Below are 7,530 nucleotides of genomic sequence, written 5' to 3'. Positions count from 1 at the left end.
AATGGCTCTCTGACTTTTTTCAGAGAGTCCTTTTTACACAAGAATACGGACTCAACTCAGATACCGACCACGGTCAGCTCACTTAGGTAAACGGATTGGCGACTCCGCCCACAGCTCGCCAATTTTCAAATGTTCAGGTGCAATGCTTTCTAAAATACTCCTTTTTTGTACCTTGGCACGTATTTGAGCACACGTGTTTCTCAAGAGTCGGCGATTCGATTACTCTTGCCCTCTCGTTCTGGGAGTTCGCGAGCGCGTTTCAATTCCACAAGATTGACCTCGGGAGGATTCAAAAATCGAAAGCGCAGGAGCGGAAAGTCTCCGCCGACACCCAGACCGCCGCTGATGTACAGGACCCGTCCGTTTTCTCGGTAAATGCCCTTCGAATATTTCGGGAAAAAGCCTTCTGCTCTTAATTTATCAATAAAAGATTTCGTTTTAGATTCCTTCTCGTACAACTCAATATCCACACCCTTCTGTTCGACTTCCGGGGCGTACAGGGCGCCAATGAAGGGGAGACGAATCTGCCCGCCATGGGTATGCCCGGCGAAGATGAGATCGGCGTCGACGTACACGATCTTCTTGACCTGACGAGGATCTGCCCCACTGGCCATCGCTTCTTCATATCGCTTCTCGGCTTCTCGATTTTTCTCCTCAATGTTCGCTTCCCATGGAAAATGGGTAAGAACAATATAAAAATCTTCCTTTTCTATGCCAAACGTTTTAAATTCTTCTTCCGTATAGCTTGCCGTTCCGATCCAGATGCGATCGTTCCCCCGTTTCAACGCATAGGGATGGCGAGGATGCCCGCCCTCTAAAAAGATCGCCCCCGCCTGCTGCATGGCTGAAACGAGACGATCGTTCTGGTCGTGCACATCCGCATTGCCGGTCACAAAATAAACGGGAGCCTGAGGAAACAACGCTCGCAAGCCTTTGATCAAATCCAGGGTGGGTGCGACCTGATCCTTCTCGGAATGACGATCCATGTAATCGCCCGTCAGCACAATGAGATCGACGTTTTCCCCTTTTAGCTTGGCAAGCAAGCGCGATTGGTTTTCCCCAAACGTTTTCGCATGAACGTCGGTGATGTGCAAAATGCGAAATCCGTCAAAACCGGCGGGGAGATCGGTAAAGGCGAGCGTATCGTGCACGACCACAACGCGATTGGTTTCCCAGAAAATGTATCCCAAGAGCACAAGAAAGGCTGTAAGAAAGGACAACATCACCTTTTTAAACATTCCCGCACTGCCTCCTCGCAACAAGACAAAAAACCCCGCATTGTCCCACCCCCTTCGCGCGTCTCCTGACTCCGAAACCGCTGATCCTCTTTTTTCATCCCCTACCGATTCTATCTTAATCCTTTGTCCCCGCGACTGTCCAGATTTTCCGCACCTGCAAATTTCCTGACCAAACAAAAACGCCCGCGCCTTCGCGGGCTCGGGAACCGATCGTCTCTTCTCCGTGCAGGCGCGGCCTTCTGTGCCGCCTTCCCAAAACGCAACCCTCACCGCCTCTTCTTCGCCTTCCTGGCCTTCTTCTTCGCGCCGGCCTTCTTCTTCTTGGTCTTCCCCTTCCCTTTCGCCTTTGCCTTCTTCGGCGGCGCGGGAGCGTAGTCGCGCCGTCCGTTCTTGCCCTTCTTCTTGCCGCGCCGACCCGCGTCATGGGCGGTGGCATCGATCACCCGTGGCGCCTTCTTCTTCACCCAGGCCGGCCGCTCCATGCCCACCAGCTCGAAGTCAATGGTGTGCTCGTCCACGTTGACGTTGAGCACGCGCACGCGCACGGCGTCACCGATACGGAAAACATTTCCGGTGCGTTCGCCGACGAGGGCGAGGTGCTTCTCATGGAAGTGGTAGTAGTCGTCGGTCAGGTAGCTGATGTGTACCAGCCCCTCGATGGTGTTGGGCAGGCGCACGAAAAGGCCGAAGGAGGTGACCGAGCTGACCACGGCGTCGAATTCCTCGCCGATGCGCTCGAGCATGTACTCGGCCTTCTTCAGGTCTTCCGTCTCCCGCTCGGCGTCGACGGCGATGCGCTCCCGCTCCGAGGAATGCTCGGCGATCTGGCGCATGCGCTCGTGCAGCGCCTCCTCTTCCTCGGGCGCCACGCCGCCCTTCTCCCACATACGGCGGATCATGCGGTGAACGATCAGGTCCGGGTAGCGGCGAATGGGCGAGGTGAAGTGGGTGTAATACGGCGTCGACAGGCCGAAGTGGCCGCGACACTCCGCCTCGTAGCGGGCCTGCTTCATCGAGCGCAGCATGACGGTGCTGATCACCTGCTCCTCGGGCGTGCCCTTCACCGCCTCGAGGAGCTGCTGCAGGGCGCGCGGGTGAATCTTGTCCGCCTTGCCGCGCACGACGTACCCGAGAGTGGAGACGAACTCGAGGAAGGCCTGCATCTTCTCAGGGTCCGGATCCTCGTGGACGCGGTAGATGAACGGCACGCGCAGCCAGTAGAAGTGTTCGGCCACCGTCTCGTTGGCCTTGAGCATGAACTCCTCGATGATCTGTTCGGCGATGGTCCGCGGCCGCACCTGGACGTCGATCGGCTTGCCCTGCTCGTCGACGAGGATCTTGGCCTCCTGGAAGTCGAAATCGATGGCCCCGCGTTCCATCCGCTTCTGGCGCAGCTTGCGGGCCATCTCTTCCATCAGGCGGAAGTCGTCGACAAGGTACTCGTAGCGCTCGATGAGCTCCGGGTCGTTGTCGACGAGGATGCGGCGCACCGCGTCGTAGGTCATCCGCTCGTTGGTGCGGATGACGCTGGGGAAGATCTCGTAGCGCACCACCTCGGCCGTCTCGGCGTCGATCTCCATCTCGCAGGAGATGGTCAGCCGGTCGACGCGCGGGTTGAGGCTGCAGATCCCGTTGGACAGGCGGTGCGGAAGCATGGGGATGACCCGGTCGACGAGGTAGACGCTTGTCCCCCGCCGGTACGCCTCCCGGTCGAGGGCCGAACCTTCCTTGACGTAGTAGCTGACGTCGGCGATGTGCACGCCGAGGAGGTAGTTGCCGTTGGGCAGGCGTTCCACCGACACGGCGTCGTCGAGGTCCTTGGCGTCGGCCCCGTCGATGGTGACCATCTTCTTGTCGCGCAGGTCGCGCCGCCCTTCCAGCTCCTTGGGGTCGATCGTGTCGGGAATGGCCTCTGCTTCTTCGAGCACCTCTTCCGGGAAGGCCTCGGGCAGGTCGTAACGGCGGATGATGGACAGGATGTCGACGCCGGGGTCGTTCTTGTGGCCGAGGATCTCGCGCACTTCCCCTTCCGGATCGCTCGTGGCGTCGGGATAGCGGGTGATGCGAACGACCACCTTGTGCCCCTCGACGGCGCCGCGCGATTTCTCCTTCGGAATGTACACGTGGGCCGTCAGCCGGCGGTCGTCGGGGATGACCAGGCCGTAGGTCTCCTTGTCGACGTACGTGCCGACGATGTCGGTGTTGGCCCGCTGCAAAACGCGCACGACGACCCCTTCGGCGCGCTGCGCGCCGGTGCGCTTCTCGATGCGCACGAGCACCTTGTCGCCGTGCATGGCACCGCCCACGTCGTTGGGGTGCACGTAGATGTCCGGCTCGCCCGGCTCGTCGGGAATGACGAAGGCGAAACCCTTGGCGTGGGCCTCGAGCCGCCCGCGCACCAGGTTCATCCGCTCCGGCACGCCGTAGCGGTTGGTGCGGGTGCGCACCACTTTCCCCTCGTCTTCGAGGCGGTTTAAAAGCTTCACAAAGGCGGTGAACTCTTTAGCCGTGGTGATGCCGAAGGCCGCCTCCAGTTCTTGCACCGTCAGCGGCTTGTAGGCGTCTTCGCGCATGAACTGCAGCACGGCGTCTTCGGTGATCGGTTTCCCCACGCTCCTCAACTCCTGCGGCTGTTTTCGTCATCGCCGACATCCGGCGGCATCCACCGCGCGAAGAACGCCGCCAGGTCGGCAAAGAGCTGGTCCTTTTCCACGTCGAGGGTGATGATGTGCGTCGAGTGCGGGTAGAGGGCCCGCTCCTTGTGCGCCGAGCCGATCTCGGCGTAGAGGGCGTCGGCGCTGCGCGGGTCCACCGTCTCGTCTTGCCCGCTTTGGGCGATGAACACGGGAACACGCACGTCGGGAAGGCGCCGGCGCACCCGGAGCATCAAGCGGCGGAGGCTGTCGACGGACGAAAGCGGAATCTTCTCGTACACATAGAGTTCCCGCTCGATGTGCGGCGGTTTCGCGCGGCCGCGCCGGGCATAGGGGCGGAGGTACTTCAGCACCCCGGTGGCCCACAGGCGCTTGTCGCGCACGTAAACCGGGGCACACAAGGTGGCCACCGCCGCAAGGGCCTCGTGCACGGCGAGGTCGAGCGCCAGCAGCCCGCCCATCGACAGGCCGACGGCGCCGATCGGGTCGCAGCCCATGGCGCGCAGCGTCCGGTACCCCTCGCGCGCGCTGGCCCACCAGTCTTCCCATCCTGTCTGGGCCAGTTCCTCCGGCGTGGTGCCGTGGCCGGCGAGAAGCGGCGCGTGGACGGTGTAGCCGCGACGGTTGAGGGCGCGGCCGAGGGGCAAAAGCTCCGCTGTCGTACCCGTGAACCCGTGCAAGAGCAAAAGCCCCGCCTTCCCGCCGGCAAAGGTGAACGGCGCGGGGCGACGGGGGCTCGTCTTCATGACGCGTTCGCTCCCGGGTTCCCGGATGACGGGGACGCAGGAGGCGCTAGCAAAAACCGCTCCACCAAGCGCAGCACCTCGTCCTTCTCGCAGTCGTGGCACAGGATGTGCTTGGAGCGCGGCAGAACGTGCACCTCTTTCACCTTGGCCGGAATGGTCTCGTACAGGTATTGCGCGCTGCGCGGCTCGACGAGGTCGTCGCAGGCCCCCTGGAGGATCAGCGTCGGCACCTCGACCCTGGCCAAATCGGCCCGCAACACCTGCACCAAGCGACGAAAGTGGACCACCGCGCGCAACGGCGTCTTGGACACCTTGTCCACATAGCGGCGCAACTGATCCTTGCTGTACCCGCTGCCGAAGTTGGATTTGATCGCAGCCGCCACGTCGCGAAAGAGCTGCCGCGGGTTGAGGTAGAAGACGCAGGCGCTTAAGAGGACGAGCCGGCGTACCGGGTAGCGCGTGGCCAAGTGCGCGGCGATCAGCCCGCCCATGGAAAAGCCGACCAGATCGACGGGGTCGCACGCCGAAAGCGCCTCGCGCAGGCCGTCTTCCGCCGAGCGGATCCAATCTTGCCAGGTCACCTGGCGCAACGTGCGGCCCGAGCCCTCATGGCCGGCCAGCACGGGGGTGTACACGCGCACGCCGCGAGCGGCCAGATGGTCGGCCAGCGGCGCCACTTCGTACGGACTGCCGGTAAAGCCGTGGATCAGCACGCAACCGTGCACAGGGATCCCTCCTTCCCCACGGCCCAACGCCCGCAAAGGAAAGAAAAACAGCAAGTGCCGCGACTTGCTGTTTGGTCTCTTCCGTCTACCTTATGCGGCTTTCACCCGATTCATGCACGGCACGCGGGAGAACTGAGCAAACGGCCCCGGGGCCGCGCAGCGTTACCGGACAAAATAGGCCACGGTCAGCGACAGCACCATAAACAGCACGGCCAGCACCGTGGTGATGCGGGCAAACACCGCTTCCAAACCGCGGGCCTTCGTTTTCCCCATCAGTTGCTCGGCGCCGCCGGCGATGGCCCCTGACAGCCCTGCGCTGCGGCCCGACTGCAGCAGGACAATGGCGATCAGCCCGAGCGAAACCAGGACAAGCAGGATCTTCAGCAGCATCGCCATGTGGGCGTTCCTCCTCGTCGTGTCGTCTCGCGCGACCCATGATCATTGTCACTGTATCACAACCGGACGGCCAGCGCAAGAAAAAGGGCGTGGCGTCCTTGCGCGCCTATCCCGTTTCGACGCCAAACGCTTCCCACCACGCCAGGATGCCGCCCTGCAGGTTTCGCACGCGAAAACCAAGTTGGCGGAGGTAGGCGCAGGCATAGGCGCTGCGCACCCCCGCCTTGCACAGCACGATCCACTCGCGACCCTTATCCAATTCGCCGGCGCGCGCCGGCAATTCATCGAGCGGAATCAGCACCGCTCCCGGTATGCGGTAGCGCGCCCATTCCTCCGGCGTGCGCACGTCGAGGAGGCCGTAGCGCGCCCCGCCCGTCGCCAGAAGCTCCTTCGCTTCCTCGGGCGTGACCTCCGGGATGTCGCCGAAGAGGCCGCCGATCATCGTCTCGCCCCCGCAGGATTATTCTCCCTTGTGGCGCTTCCGCAGGTTGTAGAAGGCGTCGCGGCCGGGGTACTGCCCGATGTACGACAGCTCGTCCTCGATGCGCAGCAGCTGGTTGTACTTGGCCACGCGGTCGGTGCGCGACGGGGCGCCGGTCTTGATCTGCCCGGCGTTGGTGGCCACGGCGATGTCGGCAATCGTCGTGTCCTCCGACTCGCCGGAGCGGTGCGAGACGATGGCCGTGTAGCCGGCCCGCTTGGCCATCTCGATGGCGTCGAGGGTTTCCGTCAGCGTGCCGATCTGGTTTACCTTGATCAGGATGGCGTTGGCCACGCCCCGCTCGATGCCCTGGCGCAGGCGGTTCGTGTTCGTCACGAACAGGTCGTCGCCGACGAGCTGGACGCGGTCGCCGATGGCCCGGGTCAGCTGTTCCCAGCCCTCCCAGTCGTCCTCGGCCAGGCCGTCCTCGATGGAGATGATCGGGTACTTGCCCACCAGCTCCTGGTACCAGCCGACCATCTCGTCGGCCGTGCGCACCACGCCCTCGCCGGCGAAGTGGTAGCGGCCGTCCTGGTACAGCTCGGTGGCGGCCACGTCGAGGGCGAGGAGAACGTCTTGGCCCGGCTCATACCCGGCGGCCTGAATCGCCTCGAGGAGGGTCTGGATCGCCTCCTCGTTGGACGACAGGTTGGGGGCAAAGCCGCCCTCGTCGCCGACGGCCGTGCTGAGCCCCTTCTTCTGCAGCACCTTCTTCAGATGATGGAACACCTCGGCGCCCATGCGCAGGGCCTCGGCAAAGGTGTCGGCGCCGACGGGCAGGATCATGAACTCCTGGATGTCGACGTTGTTGTCGGCGTGCTTGCCGCCGTTGAGGATGTTCATCATCGGCACGGGCAGGGTCTTGGCGTTGACGCCGCCCAGGTAGGCGTACAGCGGCAGGCCCACCGAATCGGCGGCGGCGCGGGCCACGGCGAGGGAAACGCCGAGGATGGCGTTGGCGCCCAGCTTGCTCTTGTTCTCCGTGCCGTCCAGCTCGAGCATCAGGTGGTCGATGCCCACCTGGTCGTAGGCGTCGTAGCCGAGGAGCTCGGGGGCGATCACCTCGTTGACGTTCTCGACGGCCTTGCGCACCCCCTTGCCCAGGTAGCGCGCCTCGTCGCCGTCGCGGAGCTCAAGGGCCTCGTGGGCCCCCGTCGAGGCGCCGGAGGGCACGATGGCCCGGCCGACGCTGCCGTCTTCCAGGCGCACCTCCACTTCCACCGTCGGGTTGCCGCGGGAGTCAAGCACCTCGCGGGCGTAGATCTGGGCGATCGTGGACATGCGTTCACG

Annotated in this window: 7 protein-coding genes; all 7 read right to left on the bottom strand. The window is 63.2% G+C overall.

The window, feature by feature from the left end:
• Positions 1–200: 200 nt before the first annotated feature.
• On the bottom strand, positions 201–1,238 hold the full coding sequence (locus IEX61_RS08090) for a metallophosphoesterase (protein ID WP_188817502.1): 1,038 nt from the start codon (positions 1,236–1,238) through the stop codon (positions 201–203).
• A 266-nt stretch (positions 1,239–1,504) separates the two neighbouring features.
• Complete coding sequence (gene rnr, locus IEX61_RS08085; RefSeq protein ID WP_229725783.1) at positions 1,505–3,811, bottom strand: ribonuclease R; 2,307 nt, start codon at positions 3,809–3,811, stop codon at positions 1,505–1,507.
• A gap of 44 nt (positions 3,812–3,855) precedes the next feature.
• The gene (locus tag IEX61_RS08080) at positions 3,856–4,638 is read right to left on the bottom strand and encodes an alpha/beta hydrolase (RefSeq protein ID WP_188817500.1); all 783 of its coding nucleotides are present in this window, start codon (positions 4,636–4,638) and stop codon (positions 3,856–3,858) included.
• Positions 4,635–5,363, bottom strand: coding sequence for an alpha/beta hydrolase (locus tag IEX61_RS08075; protein ID WP_188817498.1), 729 nt, complete (start codon positions 5,361–5,363; stop codon positions 4,635–4,637). Before IEX61_RS08075 ends, IEX61_RS08080 begins: the two co-directional genes overlap by 4 nt.
• Positions 5,364–5,525: 162 nt before the next feature.
• Positions 5,526–5,759, bottom strand: coding sequence for a preprotein translocase subunit SecG (gene secG / locus IEX61_RS08070; RefSeq protein WP_054671968.1), 234 nt, complete (start codon positions 5,757–5,759; stop codon positions 5,526–5,528).
• 106 nt (positions 5,760–5,865) lie between these two features.
• Complete coding sequence (locus IEX61_RS08065; RefSeq protein WP_054671964.1) at positions 5,866–6,201, bottom strand: rhodanese-like domain-containing protein; 336 nt, start codon at positions 6,199–6,201, stop codon at positions 5,866–5,868.
• 18 nt (positions 6,202–6,219) lie between these two features.
• Positions 6,220–7,521 (bottom strand): phosphopyruvate hydratase, encoded by a 1,302-nt coding sequence (gene eno, locus IEX61_RS08060; RefSeq protein WP_188817496.1) that lies wholly within the window; start codon positions 7,519–7,521, stop codon positions 6,220–6,222.
• Between the last annotated feature and the right edge of the window lie 9 nt (positions 7,522–7,530).

The organism is Calditerricola satsumensis, from assembly GCF_014646935.1.
Lineage (GTDB): Bacteria > Bacillota > Bacilli > Calditerricolales > Calditerricolaceae > Calditerricola > Calditerricola satsumensis.
This window is presented reverse-complemented; position numbering and strand designations above follow the sequence as displayed.

Bases quoted from the DNA above. Each gene is read 5' to 3' on its own strand.
- IEX61_RS08090 (WP_188817502.1), bottom strand. From the start codon at position 1,238: ATGTTTAAAAAGGTGATGTTGTCCTTTCTTACAGCCTTTCTTGTGCTC.
- rnr (WP_229725783.1), bottom strand. From the start codon at position 3,811: ATGCGCGAAGACGCCTACAAGCCGCTGACGGTGCAAGAACTGGAGGCG.
- IEX61_RS08080 (WP_188817500.1), bottom strand. From the start codon at position 4,638: ATGAAGACGAGCCCCCGTCGCCCCGCGCCGTTCACCTTTGCCGGCGGG.
- secG (WP_054671968.1), bottom strand. From the start codon at position 5,759: ATGGCGATGCTGCTGAAGATCCTGCTTGTCCTGGTTTCGCTCGGGCTG.
- IEX61_RS08065 (WP_054671964.1), bottom strand. From the start codon at position 6,201: ATGATCGGCGGCCTCTTCGGCGACATCCCGGAGGTCACGCCCGAGGAA.
- eno (WP_188817496.1), bottom strand. From the start codon at position 7,521: ATGTCCACGATCGCCCAGATCTACGCCCGCGAGGTGCTTGACTCCCGC.